This window comes from Noviherbaspirillum massiliense JC206 (assembly GCF_000312045.1).
Classification (GTDB): Bacteria; Pseudomonadota; Gammaproteobacteria; order Burkholderiales; family Burkholderiaceae_D; genus Noviherbaspirillum; species Noviherbaspirillum massiliense.
In genome coordinates, this window is sequence record NZ_HE978634.1 from 2,146,358 (window position 1) to 2,170,018 (window position 23,661).

The following is a 23,661-nucleotide window of genomic DNA, read 5'->3' on the forward strand; positions in this document are numbered from 1 at the left end:
CTTGGGTCGCCAAAGCCGTTGTTAAAAAAGAGCCCACATTTTACCGTGCCGGGGAAAAGAATGGAAACCGCTTCATCCGCCCCGGCACGTTCCGCGGCTAGTCATTCTTGATGACGATGCTGGGGAATTTGCTGGTCATGTCCTTGGCCTTTTCCGCCACCTTGACCGCAACGCGGCGCGCGATGTCCATGTAGATGCTGGCAACCGGGCCATCCGGGTCCGCCACCACCGTAGGCTTGCCGGAATCGGTCTGCTCGCGGATCGACATCGTCAGCGGCAATGCGCCAAGGAAGTCGACGCCGTATTCCTCGCACATCTTCTCCCCGCCGCCGACGCCGAATATCGGCTCGGCATGGCCGCAGTTCGAGCAGATATGCGTGCTCATGTTTTCCACCACGCCGAGAATCGGGATGCCGACCTTTTCAAACATCTTGAGGCCCTTGCGCGCGTCCAGCAGCGCAATGTCCTGCGGCGTGGTCACGATTACCGCGCCGGTTACCGGCACCTTTTGCGACAGCGTCAACTGGATATCGCCGGTGCCGGGTGGCATGTCGATGATCAGGTAATCGAGGTCGCGCCAGTTGGTCTGCTCCAGCAGCTGCTGCAGCGCCTGCGTCACCATCGGACCGCGCCAGACCATCGGCTGATCAGGATCGATCAGGAAGCCGATGCTCGATACCTGCACGCCATGGTTTTCCAGCGGTTCCATGGTCTTGCCGTCGAGGGATTCCGGGCGACCGGAAATGCCCATCATCATCGGCTGTGAAGGCCCGTAAATGTCGGCATCCAGAATGCCTACCTGTGCACCTTCGGCGGCCAGTGCCAGCGCCAGATTGACGGCGGTGGTGGACTTGCCGACGCCGCCCTTGCCGGACGCCACCGCAATGATGTTCTTGACGTTGGACATCAGCTTGACGCCGCGCTGGACCGCATGCGCAATGATTTTCGAATGGACATTGACCTTTATATTCCCGACGTCGCCAGCGCCGCGAATGGCGGCAGTGGTCATGTCGCGAATCGTGGCAAGCTGGCTTTTTGCCGGATAGCCAAGTTCCACGTCCAGCGACACATCCGTGCCGCTCACCTGGATATTCTTTGCAGACTTGCTGGATATCAAATCCTTGCCGGTGTTGGGGTCAATCACCTGGGACAGTGCCGCCTTGACGGCGTCGATCGTGATGCTCATCGCTTCTCCTGAATAGTTACATAAGTCTAAACGAAATCCGCGATGACCTCGTTCGAGTGAAGTCCGGCGCATGGCAATCGGCACGGGACGGGGCTGTGTGCCAATGCGGCAAGCGCCCCCGGACTGCTAAAATGCCAGTTTTATTCCCATCCGCACTGCAAAATGAGTTCCACTACGCTTCGCAAGCTGTTCGTTACCACTGCCCTCCCCTACGCCAACGGCGCTTTCCATATCGGCCACATCATGGAATACATCCAGGCCGACATCTGGGTCAGGTTCCAGCGCATGCAAGGCAATGAAGTGCATTTCGTCGGGGCGGACGACGCACACGGTGCGCCGATCATGATCGCCGCGGAAAAGGCGGGCGTCACGCCGCAGGAGTTCGTCGCCCGGATCGCCGCTGGTCGCAAGCAGTATCTCGACGGCTTCCATATCCAGTTCGACAACTGGAGTTCTACCGACAGTCCGGAAACGCATGAGCTCTCGAAAGAGATCTACCTCCGCCTGCGGGACGATGCAAAACTGGTCACAACCAAGACCATCGATCAGTTCTTCGACCCGGTCAAGAACATGTTCCTGCCGGACCGCTACATCAAGGGCGAATGCCCGCGCTGCGGCGCCAAGGACCAATACGGCGACTCCTGTGAAAACTGCAGCGCCGTCTATTCGCCGACGGAGCTCAAGAATCCGTATTCCACCCTGACCGGCGCCACACCGGTGCTGAAATCATCCGAACATTTCTTTTTCAGACTGTCCGACCCGCAGTGCGTCGAGTTTTTGCGCGGATGGGCGCTCGACCCGAACCGGTTGCAGCCGGAAGTTGCCAACAAGGCCAAGGAATGGCTGGAGGGCGAAGGCGGTCTGGGTGACTGGGACATCAGCCGCGATGCGCCCTATTTTGGCATTGAGATTCCGGATGCACCCGGCAAGTATTTCTATGTCTGGCTGGACGCGCCGATCGGCTATCTCGGCTCGCTGAAAAATTATTTCAACAAGACCGGCCGCGATTTCGACGCCTTCATGGCCGACCCGAACACCGAGCAATACCATTTCATCGGGAAGGACATCATTTATTTCCACACGCTGTTCTGGCCGGCAATGCTGCACTTCTCGGGCCGCAAGGTACCGAACAACGTGTTCGTCCATGGCTTCATCACCGTCAGCGGCGAAAAGATGTCCAAGTCGCGCGGCACCGGCATTTCTCCGCTGCGCTATCTCGATATCGGCATGAACCCGGAATGGCTGCGCTATTACATCGCCGCCAAGCTGAATGCCAAGGTGGAAGACGTCGATTTCAATCCGGAAGACTTTATCGCCCGGGTGAATGCAGATTTGATCGGCAAGTATGTGAACATTGCCAGCCGCTCCTCGAATTTCCTGACGAAATATTTCGACGGCAAGCTGGATTCTGCTACCTCCGAAACATTCCTGAAGGAGCGGGAAGTCGGCGTGGAAGATGAAGTCGCCCATGCCTACGAGCAGCGCGAGTATGGCAAGGCTTTGCGCATCATCATGGGATATGCCGACACCATCAACCAGTATTTCGATGCCAACAAGCCTTGGGAACTGGCAAAGGATGAGAACAAGCGCGCCCAGCTGCATGAAGTCGTCACCAGGTGCATGCTCGGCTTCTACCGCCTGACGATCCTGCTGAAACCGGTATTGCCGGCGCTTGCCAAACAGGCGGAAGCTTTCCTGCGCGTCGGCGACCTGTCGTGGCAGGACCTGAACCGTGCGCCCGCATCCATCGGCGCCTATTCTCATTTGATGACGCGCGTGGATGCGAAGATGCTGGACGCCTTGTTTGATATTCCGGTGGCTGCGTCTGGCCAAGCGCCGTCTTCCGGTTCGACCTCCGCACCCGCATCCCGGCCTTCCCCCTCCGAGGGGGGCGGTGAGAACGGCGCGGCGATCGAGCCGATCGCCGCGGAAATCAAGATCGACGACTTCGCCAAGATCGATTTGCGCATCGCGAAGATTGTCAATTGCGAAACAGTCGAAGGCTCCGACAAGCTGCTGCGCCTGACGCTCGACGTCGGCGAAGGCCGCATGCGCAACGTGTTCTCCGGAATCAAGTCCTCCTACAAGCCGGAAGACCTGATCGGCAAGCTGACGGTCATGGTGGCAAACCTTGCACCACGCAAGATGAAGTTCGGCGTATCTGAAGGCATGGTGCTGGCGGCTTCCGCTGCCGATGAAAAAGCCAATCCCGGCATTTATGTGCTCACCCCCTGGCCTGGTGCCGAGCCGGGCATGCGCGTCCGATAAGCGGCTCGCTCGACTGCCATGAATCTCCTGGTACGCGAAGCCCATGTCGACGATGCGCAACTGATTGCAGATCTTACGCGCGCGGCATGGGCAAACCGGGTTACGCCGACTTCCAGCGGCCATCGCGAAACCGCCGTGCGGGTACGCGAGGATTTGCAGACAGGTGGCGGTTTTCTGCTGCTGGTCGATGATATTCCCGTCGGCTCGGTGCGCTGGCTGCCGGTCGACACTGAACCGGGCGTATGGGAAATTCTGCGCATGGGTGTGATCCCGGGTTACCGCGGCACACACCTGTCGCAACACCTGGTGGAAGCGGTCATCCACCATGCCCTGGCATCCGACGTCGACGAATTGCGCCTTGCGGTCCGCCCGGAGCAGCCGCGGCTGCTCGACCTGTATGCCGCGCTCGGATTCGAACTGGCGCCGGAACTGGAATACATGCATGCCAATCCGCTCGAACCCGCACCTGTGGTCATGCGCAGAAAGCTAGACCGATGATTAGCCTGCCCATGCGCCCATTTATTCGCGGCGCCTGCGTCAAGACAAGGTAAAATAACGCCCGGAACATACTGTTATCAGACCAGCCATGAAACTCAGCAAGCAACAGGGATACGAATCAGATTTCACAAAGTTTCTCAAGGATTTGAAGGAAAAGAATCCCGATATCGAGCGCAAGCAGCGCGAAGGCCGCGCTATCTGGTGGGACAGGCCGCCGCTTGACCTCGACTCCCGCAGGCGTCTCAAGGAATCGTCGGTAAAGCAGCAGGCTTACGTCTACCAGACCAAAGTGTAAATCGTGACTACCCCGCAGGACGCGCAGTTAGCGCATTTGCCGCCAGATGCGCCCGAGCTCAAGCTTGCGGGCCAGCCTGATTCCACTCCGGATGTGATCGATGGCGTGGCGCGCGCCCGTCTCTATGGCGAGCCGCTGTTCACGCTGCCGAACGACTTGTACATACCGCCGGATGCCCTGGAAGTCTTCCTGGAAGCATTCGAAGGTCCACTGGACCTGCTGCTCTACCTGATCCGCAAGCAGAACTTCAACATCCTCGACATTCCGCTGGCCCAGGTCACGCACCAGTATCTGGACTATGTCGAGCAGATCCGCACGCACAACCTGGAACTCGCCGCCGAATACCTGCTGATGGCAGCGATGCTGATCGAAATCAAGTCGCGCATGCTGCTGCCGGTGAAAAAAGCAGATACCGGCGAAGAAGCCGAGGATCCGCGGGCCGAACTGGTGCGTCGCCTGCTCGAATACGAGCAGATGAAGCTGGCGGCGCAGCAGCTCGATACCCTGCCGCAGATCGGCCGCGATTATGTGCGGGCCCAGGTTTTCATCGAACAGACCATGGTGACGCGCTGGCCGGACGTGAATATCGTCGACCTGCAATCAGTCTGGGCCGATATCCTGAAGCGCGCGAAGCTGACCGCTCATCACACCATCAGCCGCGAAGAACTGTCGGTACGGGAACACATGACCGGCATTCTGCGCCGGCTGCAGTCCGCCAAGTTCGTTGAATTCGCCGACCTGTTCGATCCGTCGCGCGGCGTGCCGGTAGTCGTTGTCAACTTCATCGCCATGCTCGAACTGGCAAAGGAAACCCTGATCGAGATTACTCAGGCCGAGCCTTATGCGCCGATCTACGTGCGCCTGGCCTATTCGCCGACCTGAACACGCCGAAACCACATCCCTTCCCGCTGCACTGCAGCCAGGTTTTCAAGGATACCGACCGCTCATGAAAATCATCTCTTCCATCGAAGAACTGCGCGACCATTTGCGTGGCCAGTTGCGCACCGCGTTCGTGCCCACCATGGGCAACCTGCACGAAGGACACCTGTCCCTGATGCGCCTGGCGCGCAAGCATGGCGATCCCGTGGTCGCGTCCATCTTCGTCAACCGTCTGCAGTTTGGCCCGAACGAGGATTTCGACAAGTATCCGCGCACCTTCCAGGCCGATGTCGCGAAGCTGGAAAAGGAAGGCGTGTACGTGCTGTTCGCGCCGACCGAGAAGGACATGTATCCCGAACCGCAGGAGTACCGGGTGCGTCCGCCCGACGACCTCGGCAATATCCTGGAAGGCGAGTTCCGTCCCGGCTTCTTTACCGGTGTGACCACCGTGGTCATGAAACTGTTTTCCTGCGTTCAGCCGCGGGTGGCGGTGTTCGGCAAAAAGGATTACCAGCAGCTGATGATCGTGCGCAACATGGCCCGGCAGTTTGCACTGCCGACGGAGATCATCGCAGCCGAAACCTTTCGCGCAGAGGATGGCCTGGCGCTCTCATCCCGCAACAGCTATCTGTCAGAGCAGGAGCGCGCGGAAGCGCCGTCCCTGTACCGCCTGCTGAATGAAGTTGCCGACGAAGTGCGCAGCGGCCATCTCGACATGTTCGAACTGGAACGCCATGCCATGGCGAAGCTGGCGGGACGCGGCTGGAAACCCGACTATGTGTCGATCCGCAAGCGCGCCGACCTGCAGCCGCCGTCTGCCGGTGACCTGGCCAAAGGCGAGCCTCTGGTGGTCCTGGCCGCTGCCAAGCTCGGCATTACCCGCCTGATCGACAATCTCGAGATTTGAACCGGGCCAGCCACCGGCTCCCAGGGAAGCCGGCACGAACCGGCTTGCGTTTGCTGCTTCGCGCAGGGCTCGCATGCTGCGCTGCCCTGCTGCTCTCCCAGGCCCGCGCCGCCATTTCCGTTCTCGACGACGAAAACCATAGCGTCATCCTCGTCCGTCCGGCACATCGCATCGTCAGCCTCGCACCGCATGCCACCGAATTACTGTATGCCGCCGGCGCCGGGCCTTACATGGTGGGCGTTTCCGAATACAGTGATTTCCCGCCCCAGGCGCAAAAGCTGACTTCGGTCGGCGGAGTGTCCTCGCTGGACCTGGAGCGCGTCATCGCCCTGAAGCCGGAACTGGTGATCGCCTGGGGCAGCGGTAATTCGGCAGCGCAGGTCGCACGGCTGCGCGACTTGGGCATCCCCGTGTTCATTAGCGAACCGCGAAACTTTGCGACGATAGCTTCTTCGATCGAGCGCCTGGGACGCCTTGCAGGAACGGAGAAAGTGGCACAGGATGCGGCGACGGCTTTTCGCATGCGTCTGAACAAGCTCCAGCAAACCTACCGGCACCGCCCGCCGGTGAAAGTCTTTTACCAGATCTGGCGCGCGCCACTGATGACGCTCAACAATGCGCATCTCGTATCCAGCGTGATCCGCCTGTGCGGCGGGCAGAATATTTTCGGCGGATTGCCGCAACTGGCGCCGACGGTGAGCCTGGAAGGCGTCCTGCAAGCGAATCCCGAAACCATCTTCATCACCGATGCCAGTGACGATGCATTCGAGGAATGGCGCAGATTCCCGAAACTCACAGCTGCTGCGCGCGGCAACCTGTTCCGCCTGGACGGCAACCTGATGAATCGTGCCGGCCCGCGCATACTGGATGGTGCCGAGGCGTTGTGCAAGGACCTGGACGTCGCCCGCAGCAAGCGTTGAGCCTAGAATCAGTCCGGCATCAGCATCAGGTCGGTAATCCCCGGATCGATGCCAAGCTGCGACAGCAGCGTAGTGACTTGCCCGCGGTGATGGGTCTGGTGATTGAACAAGTGTGCCACCAGCAGCCAGGCCGGCTTGGTGCGCATCGATTTCGTCGAGCCGCTGTACCAGCTGAAGTCACGCGCCAGCCAGTCCGCATCCAGCATCGCTGCCCAGGAAAGGATATCGGCGTCCATGGCAACGCGTGCGGATTTCAAGGCATTCCAGTCTTCGTACAGGTCGACCCCGACGGCGGATTTCGGATAATCCCGAGCGAGGGGCGTGTCCTGCGCAAAGCGCGAGACCCAGACATGGTCGGCCCAGATCACATGATTCAGCGTCGAATGGATCGACCTGAAAAACGCACCGCGGTCCGCCTTGCGTTCCTCGTCGGTCAGCCGGTCGCAGGCGGCATAAATGCCTTCATTCATCCAGCGGTTGTAGCGCGCCATCAGCTGTGCATGTTCCGGTGTGATCATGTCTTTCCCTGTTGATGATTGCCCTTGAACGATAGCATCAAATCCGCCCTGACGCCGGCATACCCGAACGCTTCCGCAAATGCGCTTCAGAGCGGAAAGAACAATCGTCCTTGCGCTGTCTGTACTGCCTCGAAGGTACAGCCGAAGACCTCGTGCAGCAAGGGTGGCAACAGCATTTCCTCGGCCGGGCCAAGCCAATGCCGCCCATCCGCCATCATCAGCACATGGGTCGCAAAGCGGGACACGAGATTGATATCGTGGCAGGCGGCGATGATCGCCTTGCCCCCTTGCCCCGGCGCCAGATTCCGCGCCAGCATCTCCTGCATCAGTCTCATCACCGCAAGCTGGGCTGCCGCGTCCTGGTGCGCAGTCGGTTCGTCAAGCAGCAGCAGGTCGGGGTCCTGGGCAAGCAAGGTCGCCAGCGCAACCCGCTGGCGCTCGCCGCCGGATAATTTGACAACATCCTTGTGTGCGGCACCCGCCATACCGACTGCTGCAAGCGCCGAGCGGGCAGCCGTTCTGTCGGCATCGGATTCCCAGCCGAAGCCAGATTGGTAGGGATGGCGACCGGCCATGACGGTATCGAGCACGCTGCTCGAAAAGGCATCGAACTGCTGCTGCGCCAGCAGACCGCGGCAGCGGGCAAGCGCGATTGCCGAAATGCCGCGGATATCCGAGCCGTCGAGGAGGATGCGTCCGTGCTGCGGTTCGCGCAATCCGGCGAGCGTATGCAGCAGCGTGCTCTTGCCTGCGCCGTTCTTGCCGACGATGCACCAGAATTCACCCGGATGAACATGCAGGTTCAAGCCGTCGCACAAGAGCTTTTCGCCGGTGCGAATGTGCAAGGATTCGGTGCTGAGCAAGGCGTGCCTCATGCCCGGCTCCTCGACAGCAACCACAGGAACAGCGGCACGCCGACCAGGGCGGTAATTACGCCGACCGGCAATTGCGTGGGCGCCACGGCGGTACGGGCCAAAAGATCAGCGATAGTCAGGAAACTGCCTCCGGCAAGCACGCTGGCCGGCAGCAGGATGCGCTGGTCGTTGCTGAACACCAGCCTGATCGCATGCGGCACCACCAGGCCGACGAAGCCGATGGTGCCGGCAGCCGTCACTGCGGCAGCCGTCGCAAGGGATGCCGCGCACAGCACCATGATGCGCAGGCGCACCACCGGCACGCCGAGCAACTGGGCAAAGCTTTCTCCCCGCGACAGCAGGTTCAGGGACTTCGCATTGAGAATGGACCAGACAGCGCCTGCTGTCAGCACGATCCATGCCGGCAGAAGGAAGGCGCTGCCTTCGAGATCGCCCAAAAGCCAGAAGATCATGCCGCGCAATTGCGCATCCGGCGCGAGGCTCAGCGCCAGCGTGACGAGGGCGCCGGATCCGGATGCGATCATCACGCCAGTCAGAATCAGCCGGTGCCCGGCGGCGAAGGGCGTATCCGGCAGGTGGCGCAGCGAACGGTGCGCCAGTCCGAACAGCAGCAGCACCGTAGCGGCGGCGCCCAGAGCCGCGCCGACGCCTGCCGAATGCTGCACCGAGATGCCGACATGGATGGCGAACAGCATTGCCATCAGCGCTCCTGCTGCCGCGCCGCCAGAAAGGCCGAGCACATAGGGGTCGGCCAGCGGATTGCGCAGCAAAACCTGCATCAATGCCCCGGCGAGCGCGAGCAGGCCGCCTACCGCGAATGCCGCGAGCACGCGCGGCGCCCGCAGTTGCCAGATCATCTCGTTCACATCAGGCACAGGCATGCAGCCAGTGCTGCCGCACAGGGAGGACACGGCGAGCACAAGCACCGCCAGCACAGACAAGCTAACCAGGATGACGATGGCACGCCGCATCGCTTTTCGCCTTCTCAGGATTTCCAGTTGACGCCCACGAACACGCCGCGCGGTGGCTGGTTGTACCCGTAGGCAGTCTGGTAATCGCGGTCGAACAGGTTTTCGATCCGACCAAACACGGAAAAAGCCTTGCTGACTGCATATCGCGCATTCAGGTTTGCCACCCAGTACGCGCCCAGCCAGCTTGCACCGTCCGGCCGGCTGCCGCTGTAATCCACGTTGCCACCGATCTCCCAGCGTTGGATCGCCCTGCTTGCCGACACCGATGCCAGGGTGCGCGCACGACGGCGCAGTCGCTCGTCGGTCACATCATCGCGCGGGTCCTGGAGAGTGAGGCTGCCGCGCAAACTCGTATCGAACCATTTTCCACTGGCGCTCAATTCCAGTCCTTTGTTGCGGGTGCGGGCGATGTTCTCGAAGCGGTTGCTCACCGGGTCGTACTGCAACTCATCCCGGGTGCGGGTGGCGAACACCACGGCGCGCAAGAGCACGTCCTGCAACGCGTATTGCAGGCCGGTTTCGACCGAACGTGCATGCTCCGGCTTCAGGTCGGGATTGCCGAATCCCGGCGCATAGAGATAGCCGAGGGGCGGTGCGCTGAAGCCTGTCGATACACTGGCCGTCGCCTTGAGCGCCTCGGTCAGGCTGTATCCATATCCGAGATATCCGGTGGTGGCGGAATCGACCCGGTCGAGCTGGTCATGCCGCACGTTGAACTGCCACTGGTGCGCCCCGGACTTGCCCTGCAGGCCGGCATAGACGCTGTCCGCATTGCGGTTGACATCGAAAACCGTACCGTAGCCGTCATCGCTGTCAAGCATCTGCCACTGGCGTTCGACGCCGGCGATCACGGCCCAGGCTGCGTTCAGCGCGATCTCGTTGTTCCATTGCAGCGCACGCGTCCTGGTCCGGAAACTGTCTTCGGTCACGCCAAATGCGCTTTCGTAGCGGTTCTCATTCTTGTCACGAAATTCGGAATACGAGAGCTGCGACGACCAGTTCGCGGCAAGGCGGTTCCGGGCGAACAGGCTGAACATGCCGAGATCGGTCTTGCTAGTCTGGACATCTTCAGGCGCCCCGAAATTCTGGTCGAAATCAGCTTTCCCCCGTGTTCCAAGAAAGCGCAGGCCGAACTCCTGCCCTTTCGCCCACTCCTGCGAAATCGTGCCGCTGGCGCTGGTATTGCGATAGCCGTCATGGTCCGGATTGGCACTCGGAATCTGCGCCGGGTTGAGCGCGGAGAAGCCGCCCGTGTGGAAATTCGATGCGGAAAGCGAATAATGCAGGCCCTCGGAGGAACCGCTTATGCCGGCCGACACACGGTTGGTATCGCGCGATCCGGCTTCGGCGCTGACGCTGGCCTGCGGCGGGCCTTCCCCGCGCTTCGTGAAGATCTGGATCACGCCGCCGACTGCGCTCGAGCCATAAATGCTGGAGACATTGCCGCGCACGACTTCGATGTGATCGATCTGGTCGAGCATCAGATGCTCGATGCTCACCGTTCCGGTCGCATCCTGTTTCGTCATCGGCACACCGTCGATCAGAACCAGGGTTTGCCGTGTTTGTGCTCCCCGCAGGAACAGTCCGCTGGCTTCGCCATACCCGCCATTCTGCGTGAACTGGATGCCGGCTTCATGCTTGAGCAGCGACGGCAGGTCGACAGCCTGGGAATTGCGGATTTCTTCCGGCCCGATGACCGTGGTATGCGGCAAGGCGTCGGTCTGGGATTGCTCGATGCGCGAAGCGGTGACAACGACCGGCGCAAGCGTGCGCTCATTGTCGGTTTGTGCCGATGCGGATGAACAGGCAAGGATGAACAAGGCAGGCAGCAGCGGATGCATTGCTGCGCCACCGGTGCGGGGTGTGAAACGGTTCATGTAGTTGATTTTCGATAGCAAGCTTCCAGCCTGCTTCCCCGCAGGCCGGATTCAACGGAAGGCGCAACAGGGCTGTCGAAAACGAATGAACATAGTCTGCGCATGGCTGCCCAGGCGGGACCGATCGATTCGTGTTTGCGAAAACCCCCGTCCGCAGCACTTCCCCCTGTCCTGGCCGGTATCCGGGCTAACAAGTCGGGCAAGCTGCCTTCCCATGCAGACTGCACAGTGGCTCGAAGGCTTGCCGGTCACGATGAGGCGGTGACGCTTGTTTTACCGTTGCGGGGGCAGCACACGTTGGCTGTGTCATGCACAGCGCCGTGTTTCCCGTTTAACTGCACGCATGGACATGCGCGCGGGCACCAGAACCCGGCCATTGTAAGCTTGTCAGCATTTGCCCGCAAATTTCATTGGAAAAATCTGCATCTGCCACGACAGCAAACAAAAAGGGCGCCACGATGTGGCGCCCCTTGTCCGGCGGCTCGCCCGAAGCAAGCCGTCTCCCGGTTCCTGCAACTTCAGTTGATGAATTTTTCGTTCTTGGTGATGGCCGTCATGTCGACAAATGTCGATCCGTTGTGACTGCTTGCGGAGAAATTCACCGGGAAGCCGATGTCGTAGTTCGACAGGTTGATGGTTTCGAGTGCCTTGATGAATTTGTCGCGTGTCAGGTCAGGACCGGCACGGCGCAAGCCTTCGACAAAAACTTTCGCGGCAATGAAACCTTCCAGGCTGGAAAAGTTCAGGTTGTCGATGCCGGCCTTCTTCATTGCCTTGGTGTATTCGTTGACTATCGGATTGGCCTGGCGCCACGGAAATGGCACCACCTGGGAAACACCCACGCCTACGCCGTCATTACCAAGGGCACGGGCAAGTGCCTGGCTTCCCACGAAGGAAACATTGTGGAACTGGCCGGTGTAGCCGCCCTTCTTCATCTCCTTGATGAAGGCTGCACATGAAGCATAGGCGCTGATCTGGATGATGGCGTCCGGGCGCTTCGGCAGGAGTTTCGCAACGGCGCTGGAGACATCGGTGCTGTTGCGCTCGACGGTGGCCGTGCCGACGACCGAGAGGTTGCGTTTCTTCAGTGCGCGCTGAACGCCATCCAGACCAGTCAGGCCGTAGGCATCGTTCTGGTAAAACACGGCGATATCGTTGATGCCGAGCTTGACGAGCTGGTCTACCAGATGTTCCGTCTCTTCAAAATAGCCGGCGCGGACATTGAAGATGTAGCGATTGAATGGCTCGCGCAGAGATTGCGCGCCGCTGAAAGGAGCGAAAAATACCATTTTCGCCTGGCTGAAAATCGGAACCACGGCATTGCTGGTCGGGGTTCCCACATAGCCGAACAGGGCGAACACCGAACCGCTCTCAATGAAGCGCTTGGTATTGGCCACCGCAAGCTGCGGCTCGTACTTGTCGTCGGCTGTCTGGATCGAGATCTTTCTGCCATGGACGCCCCCTTCCTCGTTCACCATGTCGAAGTAGGCTTTGGCGCCGGCATGCAGTTGAATGCCCAGTTCGGCGGCGGGACCGGAAAACGCCGCCGACTCGCCCAAGGTAATGCTGTTCGGGGTAACGCCCACCTCTGCCAGACACGTACCGGCCGACATCGCCAGCATGACAAGGCTGCCGCCCACCCATTTACCCAAGCGCATCCACATCTGCAACCACTCCTTATCAATTGGTCAACTACCTGACCTTGCAAAACCACGGATTTGTGAGCAATGAATCATCAACGATTCTTTTCTCGCAATTTTCGGACCCAGAAATGTAAGGCCAAGTTGCTATATGGCAAAAATTTGATACGATTTGTTTCAATTTATGGATGCGCAATGATGCGGAAAGGCAGGACCTTGTCGGACGGGCTTGTGGCGGTTGCCCTTTTGCTTGCCAACCGGTCAACGCTGCTGCAGTTGCGCCTCACCAGAGTCCCTTCAATTTGCAGATCTGCTTGCGATTTCTCCTTCATTTTTGCGAACCGGGCCGCAGGTCCAACACCTACCATTGCATTGCACCGGCAGTTTCCCCCTGCCGGCAACTAGAAACATGAACACTTCCGCGGAATACTACGACCGGCAATTCAATGTGCGCGCCCACGTCAGGGACCATGCGTACGTCTATACCAGGTGGATGAAGGAATCGGCGCGGGTGCGCCGCATGCATGCGGCCATCCTCGATGTCGCCTTTGGCGAGGCGAGCGGCGAGCGTCTGGACTTCTTCCCGGCCAATCGCGGCGGCGGTCCGCTCCTGGTCTTCATCCATGGCGGCTGGTGGCGCTCGCTCGACAAATCGGATTTTTCCTTTATTGCGCCCGCCTACACTCAAGTTGGCTTCAATGTTGCCGTTACTAACTACACGCTCGCTCCGGCGGCATCGGTTGCAGAAATCACAAGGCAGCAATTGCGCGCAATCGCATGGCTGTATCGCAACGCGGATCAGTACGACTTCGATCCGAATCGCATCGTGGTTTGCGGCCATTCTGCAGGAGCGCACCTGACCGCGATGATGCTGGCGGCGATATGGCCAGAGTGGGGAAAGGATCTGCCGCCGGACCTGGTGAAGGGAGCAATCCTGCTGTCCGGCGTCTATGACCTGGAACCGGTACAGCGGTCCGACTTCCTGAATGCCGACCTGAAACTGGGGCCGGAAGAAGTCGGCCTGCTGTCGCCGGCACGCCTGCCCCACGCAGGAAAGACGCCTTTCATCACCGCGGTCGGAGGATTGGAATCGGATGAATTCAAGCGGCAAAACATGCTGATCGGGGAAGCCTGGAAAGCGAACCATGCAGGGGACATCCCCCTGCCCGAAGCAAATCATTTGACGATTTGCGACGCCTTCGCGACCCCGGGGCATCCCCTGCATCAGGCAGGCGCCAAACTTGTTTCCAGGATGTGAGCCAGACAACGTAGAACTGAAAGACCGACATGACCGACGCAGCAGATGATCTAGAAGCACTGTTTGAACAAGTAGCCGCTCAGCGCACCCAGGAGGCGGCGGCCGAACCGGCCCCGGCCCAGCCTGCCGGGCAGTCCGCCGGCGAACAATCCGATGCGGCCGCGCAACTGGCAATGGATGACGACCAGTCCGCCAATCCCATGTATGAACGCCTCGGCGGCATCGTCCGGCTGCTGCACGATTCGCTGCGCGAGCTCGGCTATGACCGTTCGCTGGCGAATGTGGCCACGCAGATCAACGATGCGCAGGACCGGCTCGGCTATATTGCTTCGCTCACTGAGCAGGCGGCGAACAAGGTACTGAATGCGGTCGATGTCGGCATGCCGGCGCAGGAAGCGCTGCAGAAGCAGGCGAAGGACATGGACAGCCGCTGGGCCCAGCTGTTCGAGGGCAAGATGAGCATCGAGGAATTCAAGGCGCTCGCTGGCGATTCAAAGCAGTTCGCTGCGGTGGTGATGGAAGCAACTGACGCGGAAAAGGCGCGCCTGCTGGAAATCATGATGGCCCAGGATTTCCAGGACATTACCGGCCAGCTGATCAAGAAAATCGTGGCCATCGCCAATGCCGCGGAACGGGAACTCGCGCAGCTGCTGCGCGACTATGCACCGCCCGAAGTGAAGACTGCGATGGCGGCGGCAGATAACAAGCCGGCCGAGCTGATGAACGGCCCTTCCACGCCGAACGCGGCGATGGCCCAGAATGACGTCGACAGCCTCCTTGCCGAACTGGGGTTCTGATGGACGACATGCTCAAGGAATTCGTCGTCGAGGCGCTCGAGCTCGCCAACAATGTGGAAGAGCACCTGCTCTCCCTGGAGCGCCGCCCCGACGACAGCGATACGCTGAACGCGCTGTTCCGCTCCTTCCACACCATCAAGGGCGGCGCGGGTTTCATGAACCTGCCGGCGATCGTCTCGGCCTGCCATTTGACCGAAAACCTGTTCGATGCGCTGCGAACCGGACAGGTACCGGTTACGCCGGCGGCGATCGAGGCCGGATTGCAGGCGAGCGGCTTCGTCGCCGACCAGCTTTCTCAGCTTGCCAATGGCGCCGCGCCTGAAAGCCTTCCCGCCATGCCGGCGGTGCTGGAAGAATTGCTGACCAGCGCCATCAACGGCAAGGCTGATGCGAGCAAGAAGACAGTGGCGGCTGCCGAAGGCGCCGCTGCAGCGAGCTCCACGCAAGTTCAAGTTTCTGCAGCGGACGGCGTCGACTGGGAAGCCCTCTACCGCGCAGTCGTGCCGGGCCATGACGCGCCCGCGTTCGCGCATCCTGCGCCGGCAGCGAAGGCCGCGACGGAAGATCCGGGATTCAAGCCGATCACCGCAGCGGTCAAGGAAGACAGCATCCGCATCGACGCGGTCAAGCTGGACGCCTTGCTGGAAGTGGCAGGCGAATCGGTGCAGGCAGCCAACCAGGCCAGCGTGCTTCTTGAGAAACTCGCGCAGTTCAAGTTCGAAGGCCAGGCCGCGGCCCTGATGGCAGCACTCGCCGAAACTCTCGGCCGCGCCTCGCGCTATTCCACTGAGTTGCAACGTGCCACGCTGGCGACCCGGATGCAGCCGGTCGGCCGCCTGTTCCAGAAATTCCCCCGCCTGGTGCGCGAACTCGCGAAAGACCTCGGCAAGGATGTGGAACTGGTGATCGAGGGCGCCGAAACCGAAGTGGACCGTGTCGTTGTCGACAGCCTGTACGACCCGCTGGTGCACATGCTGCGCAATGCGCTCGACCATGGCGTCGAGGAAGCGCAGGAGCGCGCGGCCGCAGGAAAGTCTGCCAGGGCGACTATCTCGCTGAAAGCCTGGCAGGAAGGCAATAGCGTGATGATCGAACTGGCCGACGACGGCCGCGGCATGGATGCCCAGAAGCTGCGCGCCAAAGCGATTGCCAAGGGACTCATCGGCGAATCAGCGGCGGCCACGGCTGAAGAAGCCTATCAACTGGTGTTCCTGCCCGGCTTTTCGACCAAGGAAGTGGCTTCCAGCGTTTCCGGCCGAGGCGTCGGCATGGATGTGGTGAAAACCGCGGTGGAAAAGCATCGCGGCGCAATCCGCATCGATTCGACCCTGGGCAAAGGCACCCGCTTCACCATCCGCCTGCCGATCGAATTGTCGATCGTGCCGACGCTGCTGGTGCGCGCCTCGGGTGCCGCACTCGCGATGCCGATGGCAGTCGTGCAGCGGGTGGTCGAGTTGCCGGAAACCTTCATGGAAGTGGGAGGCGAGCCGGTCCTGCGCGACCAGGGGCGCCCGCTTGCGGTGCGTTCTCTGGCCGGCATCCTCGGTTATGAAGCCAGCAGGGAAAAGGTCGGCATCGTCATCGCCGCGCCGCAGCCCTATATCCTCGCAGTCGCCGCAGTCGACGGTACCGCCGACCTGGTGATCAAGCCGCTGACGGCGATGGCCGTCCCCGGCATCAATGGCACGGCCCGCTCGGCGGAGGGTGAACTGGTGCTGGTCATCAGCCTGTCTTTCCTGCTGGACGGCTGCAAGACCAACACGCTGCGGCTGGCCGCATAAGATTCCTCGCGCACGGACGGTGCATCCGTCCGTGCGCGAGGCCCGATCAGGGATTGGTGAGCTTGAGTCCGACGATGCCGCCGATGATCAGGCAGACGCACAGGATCCGCCCGGCCGTGGCCGGCTCGTTGAACAGCATGATTCCCAATATCACCGTGCCGACTGCGCCGATGCCGGTCCAGACAGCATAAGCCGTACCCACCGGCAGGCTGCGCATCGCAAGGCTCAACAAGACTACGCTCGCCACCATGGAAACACCGGTGGCGAGCGATGGCCACAGCCTGGTAAATCCGTTGGTGTATTTCAATCCGATTGCCCAGCCGATCTCGAACAGACCGGCAATGAAAAGCACTACCCAAGTCATGCAACAACTCCTGTGAAGCGGGGCCGTCCCCGGTTATCGATGCAGGAAGGGGTCGTCCCCTCCCCGACAAGGGGCACGCTCCCGCAACAGGAATGCCGCCTTATTCCTTGTCCGCCAGCCGTGCCGCTTTTTCCTTCGACCAGGCGGCGACTTTGTCATGGATGCCCTTCTGTTCGCTGAACATCTGGGAATTGGAAGCGAGCTGCGCGCACAACTCCAGCCGGATGCCGTTCGGGTCGAAAAAGTAGATGGACTTGAACACCCGATGGTCGGTCACGCCCAGCACTTCGATGCCATGCGACTGCAGTCGCGCCTTCATCGTTTCCAGCTGCTCCACGGTGTCGACGCGCAGGGCAATGTGGTTGACCCAGGCCGGCGTGTTTCCCGAGGGCGCAGGCGCGACATTATCGCCGAGATCGAAAAACGCGAGGCAGGAACCGTCAGTCATGCGGAAGAAGATGTGGACGTAGGGGCAATATTCGCCGGTCGAGGGCACGATATCGGAACGGATGAAGTGAAACAGCGGCAAACCGAGAATATCTTCATAGAAATGCCGGGTTTCTTCCGCATCGCGGCAGCGATAGGCGAAATGGTGCAAGCCATGGATGGGAACTGCAGCCAGGGCGGCAGCCTGGCCGATGGCGGTGCTGGCAAGCGTATTCATGGAGACCTCCTGCGATTCGGCATGTCCGGGCGCTTTCCATGAGAAGAAAGCGTCATCCCGTGGAAACCCGGCCCTTCGGTACAGTCATTCATATCGGAAGGACCATCTAAATCAGGGGCAGTTCATGGAGCGGATTTGTGCGCAGTCCTGTCCGCTGCATATTGCGCGACGCGCTGCTCGATCGCCCCGAAAATCGACTTGCCTTGGGCGTCCAGCATTTCGATGCGGATGGTATCGCCAAACTTCATGAACGGCGTCTTCGCTTCGCCATGTTCAATCATTTCCAGGCAGCGCTTTTCCGCGATACAGGTATACCCCTTGGCAGCGTCCTTGTTGGACACCGTGCCGGAACCGACGATCGTGCCGGCACGCGCATTGCGGGTTTTCGCCAGATGGGCAATCAGCTGCGGAAAGCTGAATACCATGTCGACGCCCGCATTCGGCTGTCCGACCAGCGTGCCATTCCATGTGGCGCGCAGCGGCAGGTGTACCTTGCCGTCCTGCCAAGCCGACCCGAGCTCATCCGGCGTGACGGCCACCGGCGAAAAGCTGGATGCCGGCTTGGACTGGAAAAAGCCGAAGCCTTTCGCGAGTTCGGCTGGAATCAGGTTGCGCAGGGAAACATCATTGACCAGCATCAGCAGCTTGATATGCGTGGCAACCTGTTCCGGCCGGGTACCCATCGGCACGTCATCCGTGATGACGGCGACTTCGCCTTCGAAATCGATGCCCCATTCTTCCGAACCCACCAGGACGTCGTCACAGGGCCCCAGAAAATCGTCGGAGCCGCCCTGGTACATCAACGGCTCATGCCAGAAGGATTCCGGCATCTCGGCATTGCGCGCCTTGCGTACCAGCTCGACATGGTTGACGTAGGCGGAGCCGTCGGCCCACTGGAACGCCCGTGGCAAAGGCGCCATGCAGCGCTTCGGATCGAAGGCGAAGGGCCGCGCGGCCTTGCCGTCGTTCAACTGGTCATACAGTGCCTGAAGCTGCGGCGCCATGAAATTCCAGTCATCCAGCGCACGCTGCAGGGTCGGAGCGATGCCATCGGCAATATGGGCGGTCTTCAGGTCGCGTGCCACGACGGCCAGTTGGCCATCGCGGGTACCATCTTTAAGGGTGGCAAGTTTCATGCAGTTCCCTCACGCAATTGATCCGAAATACGGATCGTCAGAGCTCGTAGGACTCTCGCTCGCCGCTCATGATCTGTTCGACCAGTTTGCGGTTCAGAGTCGGCGACAGCAATTCAATGAAACTGTATACATAACTGCGCAGGTATCCGCCCTGCTTCAGCGCAACCCTGGATACATTCGTGCCAAACAAATGTCCCACTGGAATTGCCCGCAAACCCTTGTCGCGCTCGGAATCGAAGGCCATGCCGGCAATGATGCCCACGCCTAGGCCAAGCTCTACATAAGTCTTGATCACATCGGCATCGATAGCTTCCAGCAGGACATCCGGCTTCAGATGCCTGACCGAAAAGGCGTGGTCAATCTTGGCCCTGCCGGTAAAGGCACTGTCATAGGTAATTAGCGGGTAAGCGGCGATTTCCTCCAGCGTCACGCTCTTGGATTTCAGCAAGGGATGCTCGGGCGGCACCACGACCACATGTTCCCACTGGTAGCAGGGCAGGGAAATCAGTCCATCGATATCGGCAATGGATTCGGTTGCCAAGGCGAGGTCGGCCTGGTCCTTCAGAACCATGTCGGCCACCTGCCTGGGATTGCCTTGCAATAATGACAGCCTCACTTTCGGATATTTCTGGGTGAAGGCATGCACGACCTTGGGCAGGGCATAGCGTGCCTGTGTATGGGTGGTCGCGATAGTAAAACTGCCACTGTCCTGAGCCGCGAATTCCTTTCCGATCTGCTTGAGTCCATCGATTTCCTGCATGATCAGCTCGACGGATTTCAGGACCGCCCTGCCCGGCTCGGTCAAGCCGCGGATACGTTTTCCGTGCCGCGTGAAGATGTCGATGCCAAGCTCCTCCTCCAGTTCGATGATTGCCTTGGAAACGCCAGGCTGCGAAGTGTAAAGCGCCTTGGCTGCCTCGGTCAGGTTGAAGTTTTGCCGGACGGCCTCGCGCACGAAACGAAGTTGATGCAGGTTCATATTCCCCTTGCTCCTATATCCTTGCTCGCCCAGTTTTCATAATCGGGGAGCATATAAGCAAATAAATTCTATGTAGTTTGGAATAATGAATTAGTTTATTACGATTCATGCTACTTTGTGCGAGGTAACATGACTGTTTCTTATGTTGTTTCAGGTTTTGCAGTAGGCATGCTGGTCGGACTGACCGGCGTGGGCGGCGGCTCCCTCATGACGCCGCTGCTGACTCTGCTGTTTGGCGTCTCGCCATCGGTGGCCGTCGGCACCGACCTCGCCTTTGCATCCGTTACCAAGGTTTCCGGCACTTTCGCGCATAAATTCGGCGGCAATGTCCGTTGGCCGATCGTCGGGCGTCTCTGCGTCGGCGCCCTGCCCGCGGCTGTGCTCGCCACCTTCGCCATCCGGCACTTCGGAACGCTGAACGAGGAAATCGGCCAGTTCATCCGTTATGCAATCGCGACTTCGGTCCTGCTGACCGTGACTGCCCTCCTGTTCCGTAGCCAGCTGCTGGCATGGGTGAATGCCCATCCGGGAAGGCAGTTGCAAGGACGCAAACTTACCATTGCCACCATCGCTGTCGGTGCATTGCTCGGCACGCTGGTGACCATTTCCTCGATCGGCGCCGGTGCCATTGGCGCCACCCTGCTGGTACTGCTCTACCCGCGCCTGTCGCCCGCCGAGATTGCCGGCACCGATATCGCCTATGCAGTTCCGCTGACCGCCATCGCTGCAGCTGGCCACTGGTGGCTGGGCTCGATTGACTGGACACTGCTGGCTACCCTGCTCCTGGGATCGGTACCGGGCATCATCATCGGCTCGCTGGCCGCCCGCGCTGTACCGGAAAAGATCTTGCGAGGCCTGTTGGCGACGACGCTGACGGGTGTCGCCGCGAAATTAGTTTTTTAAGGACGGAAGATGTATCGCTACGACCAATACGACCACCTGATTCTCAAGGAACGCATCGCCCAGTTCCGGGACCAGGTCCGCCGCCGCCTGGCGAACGAACTGACCGAGGAAGAATTCCTTCCCCTGCGTCTGCAGAACGGGCTGTACATGCAGCGCCACGCCTACATGTACCGCATCGCGATTCCCTATGGCCTGCTGTCGTCGACGCAACTGCGCAAGCTGGGCTACATTGCTCGCACCTATGACCGTGGCTACGGCCATTTCACCACCCGCCAGAACATCCAGTTCAACTGGATCAAGCTGGAAGAAGCGCCGGACATCTACGCGCATCTCGCCTCGGTGGAAATGCACTCGATCCAGACTTCGGGCAACGACGTGCGCAACACCACCGCCGACGAGTTCGCCGGCGTGGCTGCAGACGAGATCGTCGACCCGCGGCCGTATGCCGAGCTGGTGCGCCAGTGGAGCACCTTCCACCCGGAATTCGCCTACCTGCCGCGCAAGTTCAAGATCGCCTTCAATGCCGCCGCGGAAGACCGTGCCGCCATCATGATGCACGACATCGGCATTCAGATCGTGAAGAATGAACAGGGCGAAATCGGCTACCGGGTGCTGGTCGGCGGCGGACTGGGGCGCACGCCCATCCTCGGCAGCTTCATCCGCGAGTTTCTGCCCTGGCAGCACCTGCTGACCTATATCGAAGCCATCCTGCGCGTCTACAACCAGTACGGCCGGCGCGACAACAAGTTCAAGGCACGCATCAAGATCCTGCTGAAGGCAACCGGCGTCGAGGAATTCGCGCGCATGGTGGAAGAAGAATGGGCCGACCTGAAGGATGGCCCGGGCACCCTCACGGAAGAGGAGTTCCAGCGCGTTGCCGCCTACTTTGCGCCGCCAGCATACGAAAGGCTGGCCAACGAAGATGCCCTGCTCAAGCAGCAAAGAACCGAAAGCAAGGCGTTCGACAACTGGATGAAGCGCAACGTCAAGCCGCACAAGGTCCCGGGTTACGCTGCCGTCGTGCTGTCGCTGAAGAAGCCGGGCGTGCCGCCGGGCGACGCGACCGCCGAGCAGATGGACTTCGTGGCCGACCTGGCAGATCGCTACAGCTTCGGCGAAGTGCGCGTGACGCACGAGCAGAATCTGGTCCTGGCCGACGTGAAGCAATCGGATCTGTTCACCGTATGGCAGCAGGCCAAGGCGCATCAACTGGCGACGCCGAACATCGGTCTCATTACCGACATCATCTGCTGCCCCGGTGGCGATTTCTGCTCGCTGGCCAATGCCAAGTCGATCCCGATCGCAGCCGCCATCGCGCAGCGCTTCGAGGATATCGATTTCCAGCATGACATCGGCGAAATCGAGCTGAACATGTCAGGCTGCATCAATGCCTGCGGCCATCACCATATCGGCAACATCGGCATTCTCGGCGTCGACAAGGATGGCTCCGAGTGGTACCAGGTGTCGATCGGCGGAGCTCAGGGTAATGACAGCTCGCTCGGGAAGATCATCGGCCCTTCATTCTCGGCCAAACAGATGCCGGAAGTGATCGACAGGCTGTTGCAGGTCTATGTACAAAACCGTCATGAAGGCGAGCGTTTCATCGAAACCGTGCGCCGCATCGGCATGGAGCCGTTCAAGCAGCATGTCTACGCGACACCGATCGAGGACGGCGAACTGGTAGGAGAAGGCGCTTATGCGTGAAATCATCAAAGACAAAGCCATCGTCAATGACGACTGGATTGTGCTGCGCCTGGAAGAAGGCGCAGCACCGGAAGCGGTCGCCGTCCCGGCCGGCAAGACCATCGTGCCGCTGGCCGTATGGGAAGCGCAGCGTACGAAGCTGCAACAACGCGGCGACATCGGCGTCTGGATTGCCAGCCATGAACGCCCGGAAGTGCTGAAGGAAGATGTTGCGAAGCTGCCGGTCATCGCCGTGGATTTCCCGAAATTCGCCGACGGACGCGGTTACTCGATCGCCTACAACCTGCGCGCACGCCTGGGCTATACCGGCGAACTGCGCGCAATCGGCGACGTGCTGCGTGACCAGATGTTTTACATGCAGCGTGTCGGCTTCAATGCATTTGCCACCCGTGAAGACCGCAGCATTCATGAAGCATTGAAGGGCTTGTTCGATTTCTCGGAAGCCTACCAGGCTGCCTGGGACCAGAAAATGCCGCTGTACCGCCGTGCCGAGCGCGGGCAGAAGGCCACGCAGGAATGACACGATGAATGCTTTCGATGCTCTGGTGGCAACCACCCGGGATACGCTGAACAGGATCGCCAGCGATTTCACGCCGGCCGTGTTCGCCTCCAGCCTGGCTGCGGAAGACATGGTTCTGACCGACATGATCCTGCGCGCCGGCCTGCCGATCGGAGTCTTCAGCCTGGAAACCGGACGACTGCACAGGGAGACCCTTGGCGTGCTCGACCGGATCAGGGAAACGTACGGCTACGAAGTGAGGCTGTACAAACCCGAACAGGCGGCGGTTGATGCCTACGTGCGGGGCCATGGCCTGAACGCATTCTATGACAGCGTCGACATGCGCAAGGAATGCTGCCGCATCCGCAAGGTGGAACCGCTGAAGCGCGCACTGGCCGGCAACAAGGCATGGGTGACAGGCCAGCGCCGCGCCCAGTCGACTACCCGTGCCACGCTGCAAGTGCAGGAGAACGACGAGGCGCACGGAATGGTGAAGTTCAATCCGCTCGCGGACTGGTCGGAACAGGACGTATGGCATTACATCCGCAGCAACGATGTGCCGTACAACCCTCTGCATGACAAAGGCTACCCATCGATCGGCTGCGAGCCCTGTACCCGCGCCATCCAGCCGGGCGAGGACATCCGCGCCGGACGCTGGTGGTGGGAAAACCCGGATACGAAAGAATGCGGCCTGCATGTCGTCGACGGCAAGCTCGTCAGAATCAAATCAGTAGCGTAATCA

The 23,661-nt window shown here is 60.3% G+C and carries 23 protein-coding genes and 1 riboswitch; of the genes, 13 read left to right on the forward strand and 10 right to left on the reverse strand.

Features of this window, described 5'->3' with window-relative positions; translation table 11 throughout:
• Positions 1–97 precede the first annotated feature (97 nt).
• Positions 98–1,186, reverse strand: coding sequence for an iron-sulfur cluster carrier protein ApbC (apbC, locus tag HGHM_RS10550; protein WP_019141493.1), 1,089 nt, complete (start codon positions 1,184–1,186; stop codon positions 98–100).
• A gap of 162 nt (positions 1,187–1,348) precedes the next feature.
• Here apbC and metG point away from each other — a divergent pair, with 162 nt between their 5' ends.
• The 6 genes from metG (at position 1,349) to HGHM_RS10580 (ending at position 6,953) form a co-directional block, all read left to right on the forward strand.
• On the forward strand, positions 1,349–3,454 hold the full coding sequence (gene metG / locus HGHM_RS10555) for a methionine--tRNA ligase (protein ID WP_019141494.1): 2,106 nt from the start codon (positions 1,349–1,351) through the stop codon (positions 3,452–3,454).
• Positions 3,455–3,472: 18 nt separating this feature from the next.
• A complete protein-coding gene (locus HGHM_RS10560) occupies positions 3,473–3,952 on the forward strand; it encodes a GNAT family N-acetyltransferase (RefSeq protein WP_019141495.1) in 480 nt (159 codons plus the stop codon).
• 88 nt (positions 3,953–4,040) lie between these two features.
• Positions 4,041–4,247 (forward strand): DUF3460 family protein, encoded by a 207-nt coding sequence (locus HGHM_RS10565; protein ID WP_019141496.1) that lies wholly within the window; start codon positions 4,041–4,043, stop codon positions 4,245–4,247.
• Between the two features lie 36 nt (positions 4,248–4,283).
• The gene (locus HGHM_RS10570) at positions 4,284–5,129 is read left to right on the forward strand and encodes a segregation and condensation protein A (protein ID WP_019141497.1); all 846 of its coding nucleotides are present in this window, start codon (positions 4,284–4,286) and stop codon (positions 5,127–5,129) included.
• 64 nt (positions 5,130–5,193) lie between these two features.
• Positions 5,194–6,033 (forward strand): pantoate--beta-alanine ligase, encoded by an 840-nt coding sequence (gene panC / locus HGHM_RS10575; protein ID WP_019141498.1) that lies wholly within the window; start codon positions 5,194–5,196, stop codon positions 6,031–6,033.
• A gap of 50 nt (positions 6,034–6,083) precedes the next feature.
• Positions 6,084–6,953: a cobalamin-binding protein gene (locus tag HGHM_RS10580; protein ID WP_019141499.1), complete on the forward strand. Its 870-nt coding sequence runs from the start codon at positions 6,084–6,086 to the stop codon at positions 6,951–6,953.
• Between the two features lie 8 nt (positions 6,954–6,961).
• On the opposite strand, the gene HGHM_RS10585 is transcribed toward HGHM_RS10580, so the two are convergent.
• The 5 genes from HGHM_RS10585 to HGHM_RS10605 form a co-directional block, all read right to left on the reverse strand.
• Positions 6,962–7,471 (reverse strand): DinB family protein, encoded by a 510-nt coding sequence (locus HGHM_RS10585; protein ID WP_019141500.1) that lies wholly within the window; start codon positions 7,469–7,471, stop codon positions 6,962–6,964.
• A gap of 86 nt (positions 7,472–7,557) precedes the next feature.
• The gene (locus HGHM_RS10590; RefSeq protein ID WP_019141501.1) at positions 7,558–8,346 is read right to left on the reverse strand and encodes an ABC transporter ATP-binding protein; all 789 of its coding nucleotides are present in this window, start codon (positions 8,344–8,346) and stop codon (positions 7,558–7,560) included.
• Positions 8,343–9,317 (reverse strand): FecCD family ABC transporter permease, encoded by a 975-nt coding sequence (locus tag HGHM_RS10595; RefSeq protein ID WP_019141502.1) that lies wholly within the window; start codon positions 9,315–9,317, stop codon positions 8,343–8,345. Before HGHM_RS10595 ends, HGHM_RS10590 begins: the two co-directional genes overlap by 4 nt.
• A 14-nt stretch (positions 9,318–9,331) precedes the next feature.
• Positions 9,332–11,194, reverse strand: a complete 1,863-nt coding sequence (locus HGHM_RS10600; protein ID WP_019141503.1) for a TonB-dependent receptor plug domain-containing protein — start codon at positions 11,192–11,194, stop codon at positions 9,332–9,334.
• 156 nt (positions 11,195–11,350) lie between these two features.
• A riboswitch (cobalamin riboswitch) is annotated at positions 11,351–11,576 on the reverse strand.
• A 136-nt stretch (positions 11,577–11,712) separates the two neighbouring features.
• A complete protein-coding gene (locus HGHM_RS10605; protein WP_019141504.1) occupies positions 11,713–12,858 on the reverse strand; it encodes an ABC transporter substrate-binding protein in 1,146 nt (381 codons plus the stop codon).
• 385 nt (positions 12,859–13,243) lie between these two features.
• On the opposite strand from HGHM_RS10605, the gene HGHM_RS10615 reads away from it, so the two are divergent.
• The 3 genes from HGHM_RS10615 to HGHM_RS10625 are packed head-to-tail and all read left to right on the forward strand — an operon-like array spanning position 13,244 to position 16,670.
• Positions 13,244–14,092, forward strand: a complete 849-nt coding sequence (locus tag HGHM_RS10615) for an alpha/beta hydrolase (RefSeq protein ID WP_019141506.1) — start codon at positions 13,244–13,246, stop codon at positions 14,090–14,092.
• 29 nt (positions 14,093–14,121) lie between these two features.
• Positions 14,122–14,889 (forward strand): protein phosphatase CheZ, encoded by a 768-nt coding sequence (locus HGHM_RS10620; RefSeq protein ID WP_019141507.1) that lies wholly within the window; start codon positions 14,122–14,124, stop codon positions 14,887–14,889.
• Positions 14,889–16,670 carry a chemotaxis protein CheA gene (locus HGHM_RS10625; protein WP_019141508.1) on the forward strand — a complete coding sequence of 594 codons (1,782 nt, stop codon included), beginning with the start codon at positions 14,889–14,891 and terminating at the stop codon, positions 16,668–16,670. Before HGHM_RS10620 ends, HGHM_RS10625 begins: the two co-directional genes overlap by 1 nt.
• A 46-nt stretch (positions 16,671–16,716) precedes the next feature.
• Here the strand turns inward: HGHM_RS10625 and sugE are convergent, their stop codons facing one another.
• The 4 genes from sugE to HGHM_RS10645 all read right to left on the reverse strand — a co-directional run bounded on the left by sugE (position 16,717) and on the right by HGHM_RS10645 (position 19,813).
• A complete protein-coding gene (gene sugE, locus HGHM_RS10630; protein WP_019141509.1) occupies positions 16,717–17,034 on the reverse strand; it encodes a quaternary ammonium compound efflux SMR transporter SugE in 318 nt (105 codons plus the stop codon).
• A gap of 100 nt (positions 17,035–17,134) precedes the next feature.
• On the reverse strand, positions 17,135–17,698 hold the full coding sequence (locus HGHM_RS10635) for a VOC family protein (protein WP_019141510.1): 564 nt from the start codon (positions 17,696–17,698) through the stop codon (positions 17,135–17,137).
• Between the two features lie 122 nt (positions 17,699–17,820).
• Positions 17,821–18,834 carry a fumarylacetoacetate hydrolase family protein gene (locus HGHM_RS10640; protein ID WP_019141511.1) on the reverse strand — a complete coding sequence of 338 codons (1,014 nt, stop codon included), beginning with the start codon at positions 18,832–18,834 and terminating at the stop codon, positions 17,821–17,823.
• Positions 18,835–18,871: 37 nt separating this feature from the next.
• Positions 18,872–19,813: a CysB family HTH-type transcriptional regulator gene (locus HGHM_RS10645; protein ID WP_019141512.1), complete on the reverse strand. Its 942-nt coding sequence runs from the start codon at positions 19,811–19,813 to the stop codon at positions 18,872–18,874.
• Positions 19,814–19,942: 129 nt separating this feature from the next.
• Between HGHM_RS10645 and HGHM_RS10650 the strand changes: the two genes are divergently transcribed.
• From HGHM_RS10650 to HGHM_RS10665, 4 genes are read left to right on the forward strand one after another with little or no spacing between them, the layout of a single operon-like run.
• Complete coding sequence (locus tag HGHM_RS10650; RefSeq protein ID WP_026075916.1) at positions 19,943–20,716, forward strand: sulfite exporter TauE/SafE family protein; 774 nt, start codon at positions 19,943–19,945, stop codon at positions 20,714–20,716.
• Between the two features lie 9 nt (positions 20,717–20,725).
• The gene (locus HGHM_RS10655) at positions 20,726–22,420 is read left to right on the forward strand and encodes a nitrite/sulfite reductase (RefSeq protein ID WP_019141514.1); all 1,695 of its coding nucleotides are present in this window, start codon (positions 20,726–20,728) and stop codon (positions 22,418–22,420) included.
• On the forward strand, positions 22,413–22,940 hold the full coding sequence (locus HGHM_RS10660; RefSeq protein WP_019141515.1) for a DUF934 domain-containing protein: 528 nt from the start codon (positions 22,413–22,415) through the stop codon (positions 22,938–22,940). Before HGHM_RS10655 ends, HGHM_RS10660 begins: the two co-directional genes overlap by 8 nt.
• Before the next feature lie 4 nt (positions 22,941–22,944).
• Positions 22,945–23,658 carry a phosphoadenylyl-sulfate reductase gene (locus HGHM_RS10665; protein WP_019141516.1) on the forward strand — a complete coding sequence of 238 codons (714 nt, stop codon included), beginning with the start codon at positions 22,945–22,947 and terminating at the stop codon, positions 23,656–23,658.
• The last annotated feature ends 3 nt before the right edge of the window (positions 23,659–23,661 follow it).

Excerpts from the sequence above, each read along its gene's own strand:
- HGHM_RS10650 (WP_026075916.1), top strand. The coding sequence starts at position 19,943 with ATGACTGTTTCTTATGTTGTTTCAGGTTTTGCAGTAGGCATGCTGGTC.
- HGHM_RS10585 (WP_019141500.1), bottom strand. The coding sequence starts at position 7,471 with ATGATCACACCGGAACATGCACAGCTGATGGCGCGCTACAACCGCTGG.
- HGHM_RS10645 (WP_019141512.1), bottom strand. The coding sequence starts at position 19,813 with ATGAACCTGCATCAACTTCGTTTCGTGCGCGAGGCCGTCCGGCAAAAC.
- HGHM_RS10565 (WP_019141496.1), top strand. The coding sequence starts at position 4,041 with ATGAAACTCAGCAAGCAACAGGGATACGAATCAGATTTCACAAAGTTT.
- HGHM_RS10595 (WP_019141502.1), bottom strand. The coding sequence starts at position 9,317 with ATGCGGCGTGCCATCGTCATCCTGGTTAGCTTGTCTGTGCTGGCGGTG.
- HGHM_RS10635 (WP_019141510.1), bottom strand. The coding sequence starts at position 17,698 with ATGAATACGCTTGCCAGCACCGCCATCGGCCAGGCTGCCGCCCTGGCT.
- HGHM_RS10625 (WP_019141508.1), top strand. The coding sequence starts at position 14,889 with ATGGACGACATGCTCAAGGAATTCGTCGTCGAGGCGCTCGAGCTCGCC.
- panC (WP_019141498.1), top strand. The coding sequence starts at position 5,194 with ATGAAAATCATCTCTTCCATCGAAGAACTGCGCGACCATTTGCGTGGC.
- HGHM_RS10640 (WP_019141511.1), bottom strand. The coding sequence starts at position 18,834 with ATGAAACTTGCCACCCTTAAAGATGGTACCCGCGATGGCCAACTGGCC.
- HGHM_RS10560 (WP_019141495.1), top strand. The coding sequence starts at position 3,473 with ATGAATCTCCTGGTACGCGAAGCCCATGTCGACGATGCGCAACTGATT.
- apbC (WP_019141493.1), bottom strand. The coding sequence starts at position 1,186 with ATGAGCATCACGATCGACGCCGTCAAGGCGGCACTGTCCCAGGTGATT.
- HGHM_RS10615 (WP_019141506.1), top strand. The coding sequence starts at position 13,244 with ATGAACACTTCCGCGGAATACTACGACCGGCAATTCAATGTGCGCGCC.
- HGHM_RS10605 (WP_019141504.1), bottom strand. The coding sequence starts at position 12,858 with ATGTGGATGCGCTTGGGTAAATGGGTGGGCGGCAGCCTTGTCATGCTG.
- HGHM_RS10660 (WP_019141515.1), top strand. The coding sequence starts at position 22,413 with ATGCGTGAAATCATCAAAGACAAAGCCATCGTCAATGACGACTGGATT.
- HGHM_RS10600 (WP_019141503.1), bottom strand. The coding sequence starts at position 11,194 with ATGAACCGTTTCACACCCCGCACCGGTGGCGCAGCAATGCATCCGCTG.
- metG (WP_019141494.1), top strand. The coding sequence starts at position 1,349 with ATGAGTTCCACTACGCTTCGCAAGCTGTTCGTTACCACTGCCCTCCCC.
- HGHM_RS10620 (WP_019141507.1), top strand. The coding sequence starts at position 14,122 with ATGACCGACGCAGCAGATGATCTAGAAGCACTGTTTGAACAAGTAGCC.
- HGHM_RS10590 (WP_019141501.1), bottom strand. The coding sequence starts at position 8,346 with ATGAGGCACGCCTTGCTCAGCACCGAATCCTTGCACATTCGCACCGGC.
- HGHM_RS10655 (WP_019141514.1), top strand. The coding sequence starts at position 20,726 with ATGTATCGCTACGACCAATACGACCACCTGATTCTCAAGGAACGCATC.
- HGHM_RS10665 (WP_019141516.1), top strand. The coding sequence starts at position 22,945 with ATGAATGCTTTCGATGCTCTGGTGGCAACCACCCGGGATACGCTGAAC.
- sugE (WP_019141509.1), bottom strand. The coding sequence starts at position 17,034 with ATGACTTGGGTAGTGCTTTTCATTGCCGGTCTGTTCGAGATCGGCTGG.